The following is a 16370-nucleotide window of genomic DNA, read 5'->3' as shown; positions in this document are numbered from 1 at the left end:
CGGTCGGTCACCGGCCCGCGAGGGGCTTTGCTACGATCGCCGCCCGATGTCCGGCGGCGATCGTCTTCGTTCGAAGCTCCTCGCCTGGTTCGACCGCGAGAAGCGCGAGCTCCCGTGGCGGGGAACGCGCGATCCGTACGCGATCTGGGTGTCGGAGGTCATGCTCCAGCAGACGACCGTGCAGGCGGCGCTCCCGCGTTACGCGGAGTTCCTGCGGAGGTTCCCGACGGTCGAGGCGCTCGCCCGCGCGCGTCCCGACGCCGTCCTCGCCGCCTGGTCCGGGCTCGGGTACTACGCGCGCGCCCGCAATCTCCATCGCGCGGCAAGGCTGGTCGTGGAACGGCACGGCGGCAAGCTTCCCGACGACGTCGAAGCTCTTCGCGCGTTGCCCGGAATGGGAGAGTACATGTCGCGAGCCGTCGCGGCGATCGCGTTCGGGCGTCCGACCCTCCCGATGGAGGCGAACGTCCGCCGGGTCGTCTCGCGGCTCTTCGCGACGGCGGAACCGGAGAGCCGGGTTGGCGACGTCGTCTCCGCGCGCCGTCCCGGAGATTCGGTCGCCGCGATCTTCGACCTCGGCCAGACGATCTGCCGGCCGAGACGGCCGGATTGCCCTTCCTGCCCGCTGAGCGCGCATTGCGCCGCGTTCCGCCGCGGCTCGGTCGACGCGTTCCCGATTCGCCCGCAGCGGCCCGCCGCGCGCCCGTTCTTTCGCTGCGTCGCGGCCGTCGTGTCGCCCGAAGGGAAATTTCTCGTCCGCCGACGGACTTCCGGGTTCCTGGCCGGAATGTGGGAGCTCCCGGGCGAAGAGGCCGACTCTCTCGCGGTCGCGCGCGCGCGGTTCCGTCGAGGGTTTCCCGGCGCCGCCTCGCGTCCCCGCGAGATCGTCGAGCAGCCGATCGCGGGCCGGCGGGTCCGCGTGGAGGTCTACCGCGCGCGCCGCGCGTCGGCCGCGCCGGGCGACCGGTGGATGACCGCCGGTCAGATCGAGAGGTCGGCGGCGCCGTCCCTCACCAAGAAGATCGTCCGCGAAGTGTCGCGGGCGGGGGCGGATCGTCGTAGAATCGCCGGATGAGGTTCCCGGGCCGGGCCGTCGTTCTTCTCTTTCTCGCCGCTCCCCTCTCCGCCGAAGTGATCCTGACGATGAAATCGGGAGAGCGCTACGACGTCCCGCAGCCCCCGAAACACCGCAGCGGAATGGTGAGTTTCACCACGAAAGACGGACGCTTCCTGACGGTCAAGCAGTCGGAGGTCGCGCGCGAGGAAACCGTGGTCCCGGTCGAGGAGAAGAAGAAGCTCGACCGCACCGACACGAAGCAGCTCGGCGCGATCGCCCGCGAACAACGCGCCGAGCGCGGGATCGACGCGGACGTCGCCGGCAAGCCCTCCGCGGAAAAGGCGTCGCCGCCCGAGAAGTCGCCCGCGCCGCCGAAGAAATCCGCTCATCGGGCGAAGAAGCACGCTTCTCCCCCGCCCCCCCACCCTCCGCCGCCCGATTCGTCGGATTCCCGCTGATCGAGGTTCACCGATGCGCGTGAAATACCAGTTCCGCAACGTGGAAGTGCGCGAAGAAGGATCCGGACCGGCCGTCGTCCTCGTCCACGGCTATCCGCTCGACGGCGACATGTGGTCGGACGTTTCGCGAAGGCTCGCCCCGAAGTTCCGCGTCCTGCGGCCGGATCTCCCGTCGCGGCGCGACACCCCCCATCCGCCGCAGCCTTCGATGGCGGAGTACGCCGGCTGGATCGCGGCCGTCGCGGACGCGGCCGGCGGGAAAGTGGGGATCGCGGGGTTCTCGATGGGCGGATACGTGCTTTTCGAGCTCCTCCGCGCGCGACCCGAAGTCGTCGCGGCCGCCGCGTTCGTCGACACCCAGGGCGGGGCGGACGACGGGGCGGGGCGGCAGGCGCGCAATCGGGCCATCTTCACCGCGCGCGAAATGGGACCGTCGGCGGTGTCCGACGGGATGATCCCGAAGCTCCTCTCGGCCGGCGCGCGGAGCCGCCCGGATCTCGTCGCCCGCGTCCGCGCGATCGTCCGGCGGCAGAACCCGAACTCGATCGAGAACGACCTCCTCGCGATGCGCGATCGCGCCGATTCCCTCCCGTCGCTCGGAACCATCGCGGTTCCCGCGCTGGTTCTCGTCGGTTCCGAGGATGCGATCACGCCCGTCGAGCGGGCGGAGTCGATCGCGCGAGGCATTCCCGGAGCGGAGCTCGTCACGGTTCCCGGCGCCGGACATCTCTCCCCGATGGAGAATCCCGATGCCGTCGCCGCGGCGCTTTCGTCGTTCTTCGCGAAATCGCTGGCTTAGGCCCGGACGCCGTCCCCGTCAGACGACGGCGAGGCCGATCCCGCCGGCCACGGCGAGGATCAGGAACGACACGAGAGTCAAAGCCTGCGCCGAGGCGATCCGCCCGGTCCCGGCGCGCCCCCGGTCGAGGAGAAGGGCGGCGGCGACGGCGGGAGGAAGCGCGAGCATCCCGAGCGCCGCGCCCGGCGCGCGAGCCGCCCAGGGAAGGATCGCCTGGAGAAGGAAAGCCGCAGCCACGATGCCGGCGTACGACGCCGCGGCGCGCTTCGGCCCGAGGCGGACGACCAGCGTCCGCTTCCCCGCGGAAGCGTCCGCGCGGCGGTCCGGGATCTCGTTGACCCAGAGGAACGCGCCGATCATGAGGCCGAGCGGGATCGAGGCGAGCAGGGCGAGAGCCGACGGGCGGCCGCGCTGGACCGTCTCCGTCCCCAGCACGATCAGCGGACCGTAGACGATCGCGACGGCCGCCTCCCCCCACCCCCGGTACGAAAGCCGCGCGGGAGGAGCGTGGTAGAAGAAGGCGAGCGCGACCCCCGCGGCGCCGAAGGCGAGCGCCGCCGGCTCGCGAAAGAAGGCGATCGCGATCCCGGCGGCCGCGCCGAGCGCGTACCCGGCCCAGGCGATCCCTTTCGTCTGGCTCCGCGTGAGGAGCCCGTCCACGAGCACGCGCTTCCCCCCCGAGAACGGCGTCCGCTCTTCGGGAGCGACGGCGAGATCGGTCCCCGAATCGAAATCGAAGATTTCCCCCGACGCGTTCTTGGCGACCTCGATCGCGAAGATTCCGGCGACCGTGAGCGCGAGCCACGCCGGCGAGAGCGCGCCGCCGCGCGCCGCGGCCGCCGCCCCCAGGAACATCCCCGCCATCGACGCGAGAGAGATCTTCGGATCGGCGAGCCGCCACAGGCCGCGGCGAAACGAAGGTCTTTCGCCGGGCGGCTTCGATCGCGGGACCGCGGCTGAAGACATCGGCGGGCCTCCGGAAGAATCGTCCCGCGCCGCGGCGCGGGGCGCCAGATGCAGTCGGATCAACGGCTATGATCGGGAAGTCGCGAGGAGGAGACGCCATGGCCGTCATGGACCTCGGAACTTCCAACGTGATGGAAACCGCCGGAAAGATGGCCCTGTCCTACGTCTTCGCGCTCCCCGCCGGCTGGCAGGGGGAACGGGAAGGAGGGATCCTGGGCATCCGGACGTTCCCGATCGTCGCCGTCGCGAGCTGCGGCTACATGCTGGTCGCGGTGCAGGGCGCCCCGGGAACCGGCGACCTTCGCGCCCTCCAGGGGCTGATGACCGGGATCGGATTCGTCGGCGGCGGTGCGATCCTCCGCGAAGGCGCGACGGTGAGCGGCACGGCGGCGGCGGCGAGCGTCTGGTCGATGGGAGCCGTCGGCGCGGCGGTCGCGTTCGGCCGTCTCGACATCGCTTTCGTCCTCGCGATCCTGAATTTTCTGACGCTTCGGGCCCTGCTGCCGCTCAAGCGCCGGCTCGACCGCCGCGAAGGCCGCGGCGACGCCCCCGGCGACCCTCGGTCCTGATAGATTCGCGCCCCGGAGGAGAAATGACCGACCACGACCCGCGAAGATCGATGCTCGAGCGGATGCTCCTGATCCGCGCCTTCGAGGAGAAGAACGTCGCGCTCCAGTCCGAGGGCAAGGCGGCGGGGACCTGCACGTCGGTCGGCCAGGAGGCTTCGGCCGTGGGCGTCGTCTCGGCGCTCGGCCCGAAGGACCGGATCCTGACGAACCATCGGAGCGCCGGCCATCTCCTCGCGCGAGGGGCCGATCCGGGCCGGATGATGGCCGAGATCGCCGGGCGCGCGACCGGCTACTGCAAAGGGAAGAGCGGAACGCTTCACATCTCCGTCAAGGATCTCGGCGTGATCCTGACGTCGACGATCGTGGGCGGCGAGCTTTCGCTCGCGACCGGCGTCGCGCTGTCGCTCACCCTGCTCGGAGAGGACGCGATCGTGGCCTGTTTCTTCGGCGACGGCGCGGCCTGCGAAGGGATCTTCCACGAGTCCGTCAATCTCGCGGCCGTCTGGAATCTCCCGATCCTCTACGTCTGCGAGAACAACCAGTGGCAGGCCTACGTGCCTCGCAGGGAGACGATGCGGATCGACCACATCGCCGACCGCGCGTCGGCGTACGGGATCGAAGGACGCACGGTCGACGGCAACGACGTCGAGGCGGTGCACGCGGCGGCGGCGGAGGCGATCGAGTCGATTCGCCGCACGAAGCGTCCCTTCCTGCTCGAGACCTACACGTACCGCCTGCGCGGCCATTTCGAGCCGGACGACCAGTCTTACGTGGACCCCGGCGAGCTCGCGTCGTGGAAGGCGCGCGATCCGATTCCGGCGCTCCGGGCGCGCCTTCGCGCGGCCGGCGAGCTCGCGGATGCCGATTTCGAGGCGATGGAGCGGGACGCGCGGGCGCGGATCGACGCCGCGGCGCAGTTCGCCGCCTCGTCGCCCTTCCCCGCCCCCGAGGAAGTCACGACGGACGTCTACGCCTGAACCGGCGCGAAGGAGAAGCCATGCCCAGAATGAGCGCGATGCAGGCCATGGGAGAAGCGATCGCCGAGGAGATGCGGCGCGATCCCCGGGTCGTCATGTTCGGCGAAGGCGTCGCGACGAAGCGCCGCGAACTCGTCGCCGAGTTCGGAGGCGCCCGCGTGCGGAACACCCCGCTCGCGGAGGGAATCATCGCGGGCACCGCCGCCGGCGCCGCCGCAACCGGGCTCCGCCCGGTGATCGACCTCCTCTTCGCTCCGTTCATCTGCTTCTCGATGGAGGAGCTCGTCAACAGCGCCGGAAAGCTCCGGTACGTTTCGGGGGGCCAGTTCTCCTTTCCGCTCGTGGCGATGGCGATGACGGGGTGCGGCTGGACGGTCGGGGCCCAGCACAACCAGAACATCGAGGCGTGGTTCGCCCATACCCCCGGAATCAAGGTCGTGATGCCCTCGACGCCGGCCGACTTCAAGGGACTGATGAAGTCGGCGATCCGCGACGAGAACCCGGTGATGTTCTTCGCCGACATGCCGCTCCTCCACGCGGAGGGCGACGTCCCGGAAGGGGAACACGTCGTGCCGATCGGCAAAGCCGCGGTGTGCCGGCGGGGCACGGACGTGACGCTCGTCGCCTACGCGAAGATGGTTCCGGCGTGCGCGGCCGCGGCCGACACCCTTGCCGCCGAGGGGATATCCGCCGAGGTCATCGACCTCCGCTCCGTCAAGCCGTGGGACGAGGAGACCGTTCTCGAATCGGTCCGGCGGACCGGACGGCTCGTCGTCGTCCACGAGGCGAGCCGCACGTGCGGCGTCGGCGCCGAAGTGGCCGCGACGGCGGCGGAGAAGGCGTTCGACCGGCTGCGCGCGCCCGTCGTGCGGATCACGGGACCGGACGCGCCGGCGCCGTCGAGCTGGGCTCTCGAGCAGGCGTTCGTGCCGCAGCCTACGGCGATCGTCGAGAGCGTCCGGACGCTCGTCGTCCGGCAGCGGGAAGGAACGGCGGCCTGACCTTCCGCCGCCCGCCTATTTCTTCCCGGCTGTCCGGATCTTCTCGTCCACGACCCGCCTCATCTCCTCGTCGGAGACGTCGCGGACGTGCGTCGACACGTACCAGGAGTGCCCGAACGGATCGGTGACCCCTCCGGACCGGTCGCCGTAGAACTGGTCCGCGGGGGGCCGCGTCAGCGTCGCGCCGGCCGCGACCGCCCGGCTGATCACCGCGTCGCAGTCCGCGACGTACAGCAGAAGGCTGATCGCGTTGCCCCCGCCGGACTTCGGGCCGCGATATCCCATCGCCGGGTCCTCGTCGGCGAGCATCAGATGCGAATCGCCGATCCGGACCTCCGCGTGCCCGATCCGGCCGTTGGGCGCCGGCATGCGCATCAGTTCGACCGCTCCGAACGCCTTGACGTAGAAGTCGATCGCGGCGGCGGCCCCGTCGACGATCAGATACGGCGTCAGCGCGTGGTAGCCCTCGGGAATCGGTTTGACGGACATGGCTCTCTCCTTCCGGCGTCAATCTTAGGACAGGAAAAAGGGGCCGCCCTCGCCGGGCGGCCCCCATCGCGGTCGAGAGGAGGCTCTACTTGAGGGTGATCTGCCAGACGCCGCGGCCGTACGTCGCCGCCCGAAGGAACGATCCGTCCGGGGAGAGATAGAGGTCGGTCGCTTCGACGAGCGGAAGGTTGGGCCCGAGGAAGTCCCAGCTCGCCCCCCCGTCGGTCGTGTAGAGCACCCCGAGCCACGTCGAGGCGTACACGACGTTCGCGTCGTCCGGATCGACGAGGAGCTTGTTGACCGGGAACGCCGCCCACTGCGTGACGTCGGTCCAGGTGCTCCCGCCGTCGACGCTCTTGGCGATGTGCATCGAGCCGAGCGCGGTGTTCTCCGACCCGACGTACAGGATCGGATGCGTCGGATCGCCCGGGTTCTTCGAGATCGTGATCGTCGAGTTAAACCCCTGCCAGCCGGGGAGGAGGGTGATCACGTTCTTCGACGTCCATGTGGCGCCGCCGTCCGTCGTGTACCGGATGAGTCCCGCGTTTCCGATCGCGGCAACGTCGTTGAGGTCGTGCGCCTCCAGCCCGACCGCGAAACTGTCGGGCCGGATGATCGATCCGTCGCTGGACTTCCACACCTCGTTCCAGGTGTTCCCGCCGTCTGCGGTTCCGAGGACGTAATGGTTCGTGTAGGTATAAAAGCGGGCGCCGGTCGGGTCCGCGGAGGCCGTCGGCGTCGCGAACGGCGTCACGAAGTTGGAGTCTCCGGCGTAGTCGCCGAGGTTCGTGCTCGCCCGGAGGTTGACGAACTTCGTCTGCTGATTCGGGGGATTGTTCGTCGAGCGGAAGATCTTCAGGAACGTGTAGCTTCCGAACGTGAAGTCGTTGTTCGCCTGGCTCCATCCCACGCCGAAGCCGTCGCCGCCGATCGACCCGCGGTAAGTCGTCGACGAGGACACCCGATAGCGGGTGCCGTTGTCCTGGAGTCCGATGAGCACGTTGTCGGAGTCTTTCGTACCGGAGGCGAGCGCGTAGATGAGGTGCGTGACGAGCCCCTCGTTCGCGTTGTTCTGGAACGACTTTCCCTCGTCGGTCGAATAGAAGATGCCGCCGTCGCTTCCGAAGAAGATCGTCTTCTTCCCTCCGATCACCGAGATCGCGGCGGCGTGGAAGTCCGCGTGCACGTACGGGAGGACGATCGGATCCGCCGGCTGGTTGTGCGGGCCCGGAGGCTTGTTCGAGTACTGGCCGAGCCAGCTCGAGAGGAGCGTCCAGGTGTTCCCGCCGTCGCGGGAAACCGCCGAGCTGTAGTTGCCGCCGGCGTAGACGGTGTTCCCCGTCGTATCGGCGGGATCCGTCACGATCATCTGGTTGTACCAGGCCTGCCCGTGCATCAGGTTCACGTCGGGGTTGAAGACGTTCGGATTCGTCGGGGTCTTCGCGTTCACGCCGAGCGCCGCCCAGTCGAGACCGCCGTCGGTCGACTTGTAGATGTCGACCTGATCGCTGCCGTCGTTGTTGGCGACTTCGGCGTATACGACGTTCGATCCCGGATTCGCGGCGAGCGTCGCCCGGCCGGCCGAGAAATCGGAGATCGGGGTCGTGCCCGCGTCGGGGATGAACGACCAGCTGGCCCCGTGATCCGCCGACACGTACATCACGGTGAACTCGAGGCAGTTGGGGCACGTGATCCAGACCGCGGAGGATGCGATCCAGCCCGCGCTCGTCGGCGCCAGGCTCCAGACTTCCGTGGTGAAGGGAGGAAACGCGTTGATGTCGGAGGCGAGGGCGAACGTCGCGCCCCCGTCGGCCGAGCGGAAGAGCCCCGCGTCGGTCGCGACGAGCACGATGTCGTCCGCGGTCGTCGAACCCTGGGACGTGTCCACCTTGATGTCGTGGATCGTCGTCACTCCCGGCAGCCAGACGCCGTCGTTCCAGGTGGCGGCCCCGTCGACCGACTTGTAGACGAAACCCCCGACGCCCTGCTCGAACGGATCGCCCGATCCGAGATAGAGGACGTCCGGCGTCCGGCCGAAGGCGGCGCTGCCGCCGGATTCGGCGAAGAGAAAGTCCGCTCTCGGAGACCACGTCGGCTTGTTCGCGGTGAAGTTCGTCGTCTTCCAGAGCCCGCCCGACGACGACAGGACGTAGACGACGTCGCCGTTGCGGGGATCGGGAAGGATGTTGCGGAGCCGGCCGCTGTCGACCGCGGGTTTGGTCACGCCGTTCTGGAACTGATTCGCGTTCGTGGGTCCGAGCGAGACCCACGTGCCGGTTCCGCCGCTCGGGAGCGATCCGCGATGCGCCGCTCGGGCGGCCTTTCCGGCGGAGACGAAGTCCCGGCTGAACGAGGATGGGAGGGGGCCGTTGACCCGGCTGTCCCTCCACTCCGACCGGCCGCGCGGGTTCTCCGCGGAGTCGCCGTCCGGATCGTTCGTGTCGGGCGTCTGGGGCCCGACGGAGTTCTTGTAGCTCGTGTCGTCGGAGCCCTGGGCCGCCGACGGCCGCGTTCCGCCGAGCGCGAAGACGGCAGCCGCGGAGATGCCGAACGCGAGCCATTTGCGCGTGATCATCCTTCCTCCTTCTGAAAAAGAGATTCTGGAAAAACGAGGGAAAACGATGTTCCGAATGACGGCCAGCGTAACCAACGCCCACCCGTGTTTTCAATGAAAAATTCAGCGTAAGTTATTGAAGGTAAAGCATAAATATGACATTGGAGGATCTCGTTTGGAACGAGGGCAAAACCGTTTCCGATTTGAGCAACGGTTTCGAGGAACCCGCTTGACAGGGCCTCGCGCCGCGAGAACACTAAACCATATGGTTAATAAAATCCGAAACCTCGACGCGGCCTTTTCCGCCCTCGCCGACGCCACGCGGCGGGCGATCCTCGCCCGTCTTTCGCTCGGCGACGCGACGATCTCGGAGCTCGCCCGTCCCTTTCCCGTTTCTCTGCCGGCCGTCTCGAAACACGTGCGGGTGCTCGAGCAGGCCGGCCTCGTGCGGACGCGCAAGGAGGGACGCGCCCACTGGTGCGCGCTCGAGCCGGAGCCGATGCGCGATGCGTCGGCGTGGCTCGAGGAATACCGGCACTTCTGGGAGCGCCGGCTCGACGCGCTCGCCGAGCATTTGCGCCGCGACGGCCGAGCAACCGCCGCGGCCGATTCGGACACGGCGGCGGCGCGACGACCGCGCCGCCGGAATCAGAGGAGGAAACCTCCTCCTCGCCGGAGATCGGCCTGACCGGTCTCGCGCCATCCGCGAAAGTGGCCCTTTCGACGTCCGTTTCCGGCGGGAAAATCTTCCGCGGTGAGGAGAGACTCGGAGCCGATGAAGCATCCCTCCCGATCCGCCGTCGTCGCCGCATTCGCGGCCGTCTATTTCGTCTGGGGTTCCACTTACCTCGCGATCCGCTTCGCGGTCGCGACGATCCCGCCGTTTCTCATGGCCGGAACGCGGCACCTCGCGGCGGGAGCGATCCTGTACGCGTTCGCCCGCCGTAAAGGGGCGCCGCGACCGACGGCACGGCACTGGAAGGCGGCGGCGGCGATCGGCGCGCTCCTCCTGCTCGGCGGAAACGGTCTGGTCTCGTGGGCCGAGACGCGCATGGCGTCGGGACCGGCGGCGCTGATCGTCGCGTCGGTTCCGCTCTGGATGGTCGCCCTCTCGGCGGCCGGAGAGCGGCGCCGCCCGGCTTTCCCGGTCTTCGCCGGCCTCGTCCTCGGACTCGGCGGCATCGCGATCCTCGTCCTTCCCCATCGAAGCGGCGACGCGGTCCCTCTCGTTCCGGCCGGCGCGCTCGTCGTCGCGGCGCTCTCCTGGTCGATCGGGTCGCTCTGGAGCCGCCGGGCGCCGCTTCCGAAGGAGACGCTTCTCGCGACGGCGATGGAGGCGCTCGCGGGGGGCGCCGCCCTCTGGATCGCGGGACTCGCCGGGGGCGAAGGATCGGCGCTCCATCTTCGCGCCCTCTCGGCCCGGTCCCTCGGGGCGCTCGGCTATCTGATCGTGTTCGGGTCGGTCGTCGGGTTCTCGGCTTACGTCTGGCTGCTGAAGGTCGTCGCGCCCGACCGCGTCTCGACGTACGCGTTCGTCAATCCCATCGTCGCGGTGATCCTCGGCATCGTTCTCGGAGGCGAGGTCCTCACCCTCCGCGTCGCGCTCGCGGCGCTCGCGGTCGTGGGCGCCGTGTCGCTGATTCTCCTCTACGGGAGTTCGCGGCGGGCGCCCGCGGAGAGAGAGGCGCCGGCCCGTCGCACGGCCGCCGCGGATTGACGGCGGGCGTCGGCCGCCGCCGGAGAGTCAGTTCGGCCGGCGGGGCGTGTCCGGAGTGAACCACGGCCGCGGACCGCTTCGGCCGAGGATCCCGACTCCCGCGGCGATGATGAAGATCGGCCAGGCGTCGGCCCATGTCAGGCCGAACGGCCCCCATTCGCCGATCGCCCCGTAGATTCCGGTGACCAGGATCCAGTACCCGCTCCAGCGCTGGCGCGGCCCGCCGAAGAGACGAAGCATGCCGAACCCGATCAGCAGCACGGGCCACCAGTGCCCGAGCGGCGCGAGGGAGAGCATTCGCAGCTGCGCGAGGAGGAGAGCCGCTCCGACGACGATCAGGAGGATCCCGGTCGCCGCCCCGCTGCGGTTCGCCCGCCGCGGAGGAAGTTCCCCCGCAGGACGGGGGCCGGCATTGGACGAGTCGTTCACGGCAGCTCCTTTCGTCGCGGTACGGCCGACACCGGAACGATAAAGGCCCGGCGGACGGAATGCCACTCCCGGCTGCCGAAGGGCGGCCGTCGGCAGAGCCTTCCCTGATTCACTTGGATCACGAACGCCCCCCTCGCCGCGGATTACATTGGCGGCGGTTCGAAGGGAGGAACCCAAGATGACTCGACTGAGAATCTTTTCCATCGCCGCGGCGCTCGTCGTCGCCGCGGCCGCCGCGGCGGAGGACAAGCCCGCCCCGCCTCGCGGATTCGACGCCGATGCCTGCGCGAAGCATTGCCAGGAGATGGCGGCGCAACGTCAGAAGATGATGGATTCCCGCAAGGCGATGGCCGACAAGACGGCCGCCGCGTGGAAGGAAATCCGCGCCTCGGTCGACGAAGCGAAGAAAGCCCGCGGCGAAAAGAAGGTCGCGGCGCTCGAGACCGCGCTCGATCGTCTCGTCGCTTTCCACGAGCAGATGATGGGCGGAATGCCCGGCATGCCGGGAATGGGCGGAATGGCGTGCTGCGGCGGCGGAATGGGCGAAGGCCACCCGATGATGCACGGCAGGACCGGCGGGATGCCGGGATGCTGCGGCGAAGGGATGCATGCGATGGGCCCGCACGGCATGCCCGACGACTGCCCGATGATGACACCGGGACACTGACCGACCCTTCTTCGGGTCGCTCTCCTCGCCGCCCCCTCTCCGGAGGGGGCGGTTCCTTTTCACGATCCCGCGGGGCGGGCGGCCGCGCCGTCGAGCTCGCGATAGAACGCGATCAGATCGAGGGGCGGCGGCGTCCTTCCCATCGCGCGGAGGAAGCCGGCGACCTGTCCCCGGTGATGCGTCCCGTGATTGACGACGTGGAGCACGATCTGCCAGACGGGAGTGATCCACGGGTTGCCCTTCATGTCGCGGTAGGAGATTCGCTCGGCGAGGCTTTCCTCGGTCGACCCGGCCGCCCAGGCCTGCCAGCGCGCATACACGACTCCCCAGTCCGCCGCGAGATCCTCGAGGGCGTACTCGCGCGGCCATTCCTGCGCGCCTCCCTGGAGCCGCGCGAGCCAGACGCGGTCCGCTCCGAAGAGATGCGTGAGAGTGCCGAGAACGCTCTTGTCGGCGGTGCCGAAGTCGCGAAGGAGATCCTGCGGCGGGAGCTCCCGCGCCGCGCCGAGGAGACGGGCCGTCGCCCATTCGGTATAGGCGAGATGCCGCCGCACGGTTTCGGGAGAGACCGCCACGCCGGGAAGTTTACCGGTCCCGGCGATGGAGTCCGAATCCCGCCGAAAGCGGCCCCTTTCGAGTGAGAAGATTCGCCCATGTCGCCGACCGGAGCCGCCGCCGATCGTTCGATCCGCTCCCGGCTCGCCGCTCTCGACTGGAGGGCTCTCGCCCGCGCCCTCGATTCCGAGGGCCACGCTCGGAGCGGCGCCCCGATCCTCTCCCCCCGCGAATGCGCCCAGCTCGCCGCGCTCTACGAACGAGAACGGCTCTTCCGGAGCCGGATCGACATGGCCCGTCACCGTTTCGGGGAGGGCGAGTACAAGTATTTCAAGCGGCCGCTCCCGAAGATCGTCGAGCGACTTCGAGAAGAGCTCTATCTCCGCCTCTCGCCGATCGCCAACGCCTGGATGGAAGCGTTCGGCGAGGAACGTCGGTTCCCGCCGCGGCTCGCCATGTTTCTCGCCGAGTGCGCGGCGGCGGGCCAGACCAAACCCACGCCGCTCATGCTCCGATACCAGGCCGGCGGCTACAACCGTCTTCACCAGGACCTCTACGGCGAGAAAGCCTTTCCGCTGCAGGCGATGATCCCGCTTTCCCGGCCGGGAACCGACTATGCCGGAGGAGAGTTCCTGCTCGTCGAACAGCGCCCCCGCGCCCAGTCCGTCGGAACCGCCATCGTGCCCGCCCGGGGCGAGCTCGTCGTCTTCCCGAACCGGTTTCGTCCGGTCCGAGGCACGCGCGGCTGGTACCGGGCCACCGTCCGTCACGGCGCGAGCCGCGTTCGCGCCGGCGAGCGATTCGCGCTCGCGATCATCTTTCACGATGCGGCGTGACGCGCCGGATCGCGGTCGGGTCGGAAATCGGCAACCCTATCCCGACTCGAGACCCGGGGACCGGGCGACCCGGAACTGCCGGCGGCCGCGAGCGGCCGGCCCGATTCCTCCATTTGAATCATTCGCGGGCGGCCCGATCGGTGGAATATGGCGGCGAGGTGACCCCATGACTCCGGTCAAGGCCGACATCGACAAATTCACCGCCGCCGACCTGATGACGAAGGACGTGATGAGCGTGCATCAGGACCTTGGCGTGCGCGAGCTCGCCGAGTTCCTCGCGGAGAACGAGATCACCGGCGTTCCCGTCGTCGACGACGACGACCAGCTGATCGGCGTCGTTTCGGCGACCGACGTCGCCGAGAAGAGCCGCCGCCACGAGATGGACTTCACGATCGACCATTCCGACCCCCGGTTCTCGATGCGCGAGTTCGGGGACCAGATCGACGTCGAGGAGATGAAGAACCTCCACATCGAGAACGACGATCTCCTCGTCCGCGACATCATGACGCCGGCGGTGCTCTCGGTCGGGGCGGGCACGCCGGTCTCCGAGATCGCGAGAGAGATGGTCTCCGGGCACGTCCATCGCCTGTTCGTGACGCGCGACGGCAAGGTCGCAGGAATCGTTTCCGCGCTCGACCTCGTCAAGCTCCTGGTCTCGGACTGAGCCCCGGCTCAGCCCGCCTTCGCGAGAGCGGAAGCCGCGAGGCTGGACAGCCCCAGGATCGAAATCTGCGGATTGACGCCGAGCGACGTCGGGAAGACCGAGCCGTCCATCACGTAGAGATTGTCGAAGAAGTGGTGCTTCAGGCGCGAGTCGACGACCGCGATCCCGGGATCCTCCCCCATCGGCGCTCCCCCCATCTGGTGCGCGGTGAAGACGCCGCAGCGGTTCGGCGCGACCGAGGCCTCGTCGATCCGCGCCACGTCCCGTTCCGTCCGGAGGCGAAGCGGAGGCTCGTGGAACGTGACGACCTCGCGCGCCCCCGCCGCGAGATGGATGCGGGCCATCGTCTTCATGGCTTCGCGCATCGCCTCGGCCAGGGCGGGCCCGCGGTCGTAGCGGAACGAGAGCCGCCCGCCGCCCCGCTCCCCGACGGTCCCGCCATGTTCCTCGTCGAGGAACCCGTCGATCAGGAGGGCGATCAGGACGGCGGTGTTCGGCAGCTCCTTCATCGCGCGCCGATGTTCCGGACCGAACCCCGCGTGCGCGAGCCCGGCGAGCATCGGCTGGGCGGGAGGCGTCTCGAGGAAGAAACCGATCCTTCCCGGCCGGATCGCGAAGTGATGGGACCCGACCGTCTGGGGCGCGCCGAAATACGGTTCGATCTTCCGGTCGAAGTGGGCGGCGGATGCGAGCGTCGGGTGCAGCCACGTGCGCCGCCCCACGATCCTGTAGGGATCCGGCAGGCCGGAACGCTGCAGCAGCCTCGGCGTGTTGATCGCTCCGGCGGAGAGGATGAACGTGCGAGCGCGGACCGTCAGCGTCGGCCCGGCGGGGCGATCGCGCGACTCGTCGAGGACGTCCGCGGCCGCCTCCGTGACCCTCCGGCCGCGGCGGGTGAGACGCCGGACCCGGCAGTTCGCGAAGATCACCGCCCCGTGGGCGGCGGCATCGGGAAGATAGGTCAGGTGCATCGCCTGCTTGGCGTCGACGGGACATCCCAGACCGCACATCCCCGTCAGCACGCAATCCGAGACGTTCCGGGGAAGGAGCTCGAACCCGTAGCCGAGACGCTTCGCCCCGTCGAGGAGCGCGCGGTTGTTCTCGTTGATCTCCCCTTCCTCCGGAGTGTGCACGTTCAGGCGGCGCTCGACCTCGTCCCAGTGCGGCGCGAGCGCCTCCGCCGTCACCCCTTCGACGCGGCGCGCCCGTTTCCAGAAATCGAGGGTCGTCGGCGGCGTGCGGAGCGAAGTCGTCCAGTTGACGGTCGTCCCGCCGCCGACCGATCGTCCCTGCAGCACCGTGATCGAGAGATCGTCGGTCGCCCGATTGGCGTGATCCTGATAGAGGGTCGGGTACGACCACTCCTCCTGCATCCGGAACTCCGGACGCGTGTGGTAGCCGCCTTCCTCCAGGACGACGACCCGCGCGCCGGCGGCCGCGAGCCGGTAGGCCGCGATCGATCCGCCGGGACCGCTGCCGACGATCGCGACGTCGGCGTCGAGGATCCGGTCGGCGCCGATGTCCCGGCCGCGGACGAGGTTCGGGATCTCGGCGCCGGCGCTCATGCCAGATCCGGCGGTCCCGGGTACCCGATCGCCGCCCAGGAAACCGGCGATGAGTAGTAGCAGGCGCCGCACAGCCTCTTCATCGCCTGGAAGCCCGTCCGGAAGAGGCTGATCCGCGACGTCTGCCAGGCACGCAGCCGCGCCTCGCGGGAGGCCGGCGCCGCGGCGGTGAACGACGTCCAGCCGGTCGCGGTGATCAGGCCCGTCGTTCCGTTCTCGAAGAGATGGAGGAGACGCGCGAATTCGCGCTGGACGTCGCCCGGCGAGCGCGCGAGCAGCGCGTCGACCCTCCCGACGACGTCGACCGCGTCGGCCGACGGAACGCCGGGCTCGATCGCGAGGACGGTGTCCGCCACGGCCGAAAGGATCGCCGCTTCTCGTTCGTCGAGGACGCGGAGTCCGGGGCGCGGCCGCCGGCGGCGCGTCGGCCACCAGAACGCCGCGGTCGCCCCGGCCGCCGCGAAGAGAAGGGACCCGACGATCCCGCGGCGGACGAGCTGTCGCCGGGTGATCCCGGAAACCGGATCCTCGCGGGAGACCATGATCGCCGGATTCTAAGCCCCGGCGCCGGCTCTCCCCTGACGCGTTCGCACCAGAGCCCGCTCTCCGGTCCGGCGCGGCTTCAGCGGAGAACGACGGTCGTCTCGCTCGTTCGGAGGAACGGGAACTCGTCGTGGCGGATCGGAACGACCGCCGTGGGGCGCACTCACCGCCACTCGCACCGGCCGTCCGTTCTCGCGCACGGGATCTCGGTCTGGGGCGGAGACGCTGCGCCGGCCGTGACGGCGGCGAGCAGCCGGGGGACCGCGAGCGGCCCGGCGCCGCACCGGCTCATTTCCGACGCCGACGGAGGAGCGCGTCCAGCTTCTCGGCGGGCCGCGCGAGAACGGCGCGCCCGCCCGCGACGACGATGGGCCGCTGGATCAGGTCCGGATGCTTCGCCATGAGATTGACGAGCTCGTCGTCGGTCAGATCCCGCTTCTTCAGCTCCAGCTTCCGGGCGACCGGCTCGTCCCAGCGCACGGCCTCGCGAATGGGCACGTCGAGACTGCCGAGAACGGCGCGGA

At 69.5% G+C, this 16370-nt stretch carries 19 protein-coding genes; 11 read left to right on the top strand and 8 right to left on the bottom strand.

Features of this window, described 5'->3' with window-relative positions; all coding sequences use genetic code 11:
* The 3 genes from VFS34_10355 to VFS34_10345 all read left to right on the top strand — a co-directional run.
* Positions 1–1075 (top strand): A/G-specific adenine glycosylase (locus VFS34_10355; protein ID HET9794854.1); only part of this gene is annotated, 1075 nt, incomplete at its 5' end.
* Positions 1072–1515 carry a hypothetical protein gene (locus VFS34_10350; GenBank protein ID HET9794853.1) on the top strand — a complete coding sequence of 148 codons (444 nt, stop codon included), beginning with the start codon at positions 1072–1074 and terminating at the stop codon, positions 1513–1515. The genes VFS34_10355 and VFS34_10350, both read left to right, overlap by 4 nt.
* 13 nt (positions 1516–1528) lie before the next feature.
* The gene (locus VFS34_10345) at positions 1529–2314 is read left to right on the top strand and encodes an alpha/beta fold hydrolase (GenBank protein HET9794852.1); all 786 of its coding nucleotides are present in this window, start codon (positions 1529–1531) and stop codon (positions 2312–2314) included.
* Positions 2315–2332: 18 nt separating this feature from the next.
* On the opposite strand, the gene VFS34_10340 is transcribed toward VFS34_10345, so the two are convergent.
* Positions 2333–3280: a prenyltransferase gene (locus VFS34_10340; GenBank protein ID HET9794851.1), complete on the bottom strand. Its 948-nt coding sequence runs from the start codon at positions 3278–3280 to the stop codon at positions 2333–2335.
* A gap of 98 nt (positions 3281–3378) precedes the next feature.
* On the opposite strand from VFS34_10340, the gene VFS34_10335 reads away from it, so the two are divergent.
* Genes VFS34_10335 through VFS34_10325 form a run of 3 tightly spaced genes read left to right on the top strand, consistent with a single transcriptional unit; the run spans position 3379 to position 5827 of the window.
* The gene (locus VFS34_10335; GenBank protein ID HET9794850.1) at positions 3379–3849 is read left to right on the top strand and encodes an MgtC/SapB family protein; all 471 of its coding nucleotides are present in this window, start codon (positions 3379–3381) and stop codon (positions 3847–3849) included.
* A 23-nt stretch (positions 3850–3872) separates the two neighbouring features.
* On the top strand, positions 3873–4826 hold the full coding sequence (locus VFS34_10330) for a thiamine pyrophosphate-dependent dehydrogenase E1 component subunit alpha (protein ID HET9794849.1): 954 nt from the start codon (positions 3873–3875) through the stop codon (positions 4824–4826).
* Positions 4827–4846: 20 nt separating this feature from the next.
* The gene (locus VFS34_10325; protein ID HET9794848.1) at positions 4847–5827 is read left to right on the top strand and encodes a pyruvate dehydrogenase complex E1 component subunit beta; all 981 of its coding nucleotides are present in this window, start codon (positions 4847–4849) and stop codon (positions 5825–5827) included.
* Positions 5828–5842: 15 nt separating this feature from the next.
* Here VFS34_10325 and VFS34_10320 read toward each other — a convergent pair whose 3' ends face one another.
* Together VFS34_10320 and VFS34_10315 are read right to left on the bottom strand one after the other, a co-directional pair.
* The gene (locus VFS34_10320; GenBank protein ID HET9794847.1) at positions 5843–6316 is read right to left on the bottom strand and encodes a VOC family protein; all 474 of its coding nucleotides are present in this window, start codon (positions 6314–6316) and stop codon (positions 5843–5845) included.
* An 85-nt stretch (positions 6317–6401) separates the two neighbouring features.
* Entirely contained in the window at positions 6402–8891 is a 2490-nt protein-coding gene (locus tag VFS34_10315; protein ID HET9794846.1) for a hypothetical protein, read from the bottom strand.
* A gap of 244 nt (positions 8892–9135) precedes the next feature.
* Between VFS34_10315 and VFS34_10310 the strand changes: the two genes are divergently transcribed.
* Both VFS34_10310 and VFS34_10305 read left to right on the top strand, forming a co-directional pair.
* Positions 9136–9558: a metalloregulator ArsR/SmtB family transcription factor gene (locus VFS34_10310; protein ID HET9794845.1), complete on the top strand. Its 423-nt coding sequence runs from the start codon at positions 9136–9138 to the stop codon at positions 9556–9558.
* 87 nt (positions 9559–9645) lie between these two features.
* On the top strand, positions 9646–10587 hold the full coding sequence (locus VFS34_10305) for an EamA family transporter (protein HET9794844.1): 942 nt from the start codon (positions 9646–9648) through the stop codon (positions 10585–10587).
* A gap of 27 nt (positions 10588–10614) precedes the next feature.
* Here VFS34_10305 and VFS34_10300 read toward each other — a convergent pair whose 3' ends face one another.
* Positions 10615–11016 (bottom strand): DUF5668 domain-containing protein, encoded by a 402-nt coding sequence (locus VFS34_10300; protein ID HET9794843.1) that lies wholly within the window; start codon positions 11014–11016, stop codon positions 10615–10617.
* 178 nt (positions 11017–11194) lie between these two features.
* Here VFS34_10300 and VFS34_10295 point away from each other — a divergent pair, with 178 nt between their 5' ends.
* The gene (locus VFS34_10295; GenBank protein HET9794842.1) at positions 11195–11683 is read left to right on the top strand and encodes a hypothetical protein; all 489 of its coding nucleotides are present in this window, start codon (positions 11195–11197) and stop codon (positions 11681–11683) included.
* A 59-nt stretch (positions 11684–11742) separates the two neighbouring features.
* Here VFS34_10295 and VFS34_10290 read toward each other — a convergent pair whose 3' ends face one another.
* Positions 11743–12258, bottom strand: a complete 516-nt coding sequence (locus VFS34_10290) for a DinB family protein (GenBank protein ID HET9794841.1) — start codon at positions 12256–12258, stop codon at positions 11743–11745.
* A 78-nt stretch (positions 12259–12336) separates the two neighbouring features.
* Here VFS34_10290 and VFS34_10285 point away from each other — a divergent pair, with 78 nt between their 5' ends.
* Entirely contained in the window at positions 12337–13074 is a 738-nt protein-coding gene (locus VFS34_10285) for a 2OG-Fe(II) oxygenase (protein ID HET9794840.1), read from the top strand.
* A 166-nt stretch (positions 13075–13240) separates the two neighbouring features.
* Complete coding sequence (locus VFS34_10280) at positions 13241–13738, top strand: CBS domain-containing protein (GenBank protein ID HET9794839.1); 498 nt, start codon at positions 13241–13243, stop codon at positions 13736–13738.
* Positions 13739–13746: 8 nt separating this feature from the next.
* On the opposite strand, the gene VFS34_10275 is transcribed toward VFS34_10280, so the two are convergent.
* The 3 genes from VFS34_10275 to VFS34_10265 form a co-directional block, all read right to left on the bottom strand.
* Entirely contained in the window at positions 13747–15303 is a 1557-nt protein-coding gene (locus VFS34_10275) for a GMC family oxidoreductase (protein ID HET9794838.1), read from the bottom strand.
* Positions 15300–15845, bottom strand: coding sequence for a gluconate 2-dehydrogenase subunit 3 family protein (locus VFS34_10270; protein ID HET9794837.1), 546 nt, complete (start codon positions 15843–15845; stop codon positions 15300–15302). Before VFS34_10270 ends, VFS34_10275 begins: the two co-directional genes overlap by 4 nt.
* Before the next feature lie 289 nt (positions 15846–16134).
* Positions 16135–16370 (bottom strand): ArsC/Spx/MgsR family protein (locus VFS34_10265; GenBank protein HET9794836.1); only part of this gene is annotated, 236 nt, incomplete at its 5' end.

It is taken from the genome of Thermoanaerobaculia bacterium, from assembly GCA_035717485.1.
Lineage (GTDB): Bacteria > Acidobacteriota > Thermoanaerobaculia > UBA5066 > DATFVB01 > DATFVB01.
Note: the sequence above shows the minus strand (reverse complement) of the source record. Positions and strands in the feature narration are given on the sequence as shown.